This window comes from Isoptericola haloaureus, assembly GCF_036689775.1.
Taxonomy (GTDB): Bacteria; Actinomycetota; Actinomycetes; order Actinomycetales; family Cellulomonadaceae; genus Isoptericola; species Isoptericola haloaureus.
Genome location: NZ_JBAGLP010000054.1, coordinates 1 through 314, shown reverse-complemented (window position 1 = coordinate 314; position 314 = coordinate 1). Strand labels below are relative to the sequence as shown.

General features: G+C 79.6%; 1 pseudogene. It reads right to left on the bottom strand.

What is annotated here, in order from left to right:
• Positions 1-314 (bottom strand): annotated as a pseudogene (locus tag V5O49_RS00190) (VanW family protein); the annotation flags it as partial.

The following is a 314-nucleotide window of genomic DNA, read 5'->3' as shown; positions in this document are numbered from 1 at the left end:
CGCCGACGGCGGGCCGCCCCGTGACGCGGCCGCCGCCCAGGACCGGCGGCACCGCGTCGCGGCCGGAGAGGGGCTGCAGCAGAGGCGAGAGCTCCAGGGTGAACGCGGCAAGGCCCTCCACCGTGCCGGCGGAGTCGGGGCTCAGCCCCGCCTCGCCCCCGGCGTGCGTGCTCGTGGACGCGCCGGCGCGGACGGTGAGCGGCTCGTCGGCGCGGGGGCCGAGGCCCTCGGCCAGGGCGTTCACTGCCTCGGCCGTTAGCAGGCCGCCGATGTCTACACCCGCCACGGTGGTGCCCGGCGTCCCGCTGTCGGCC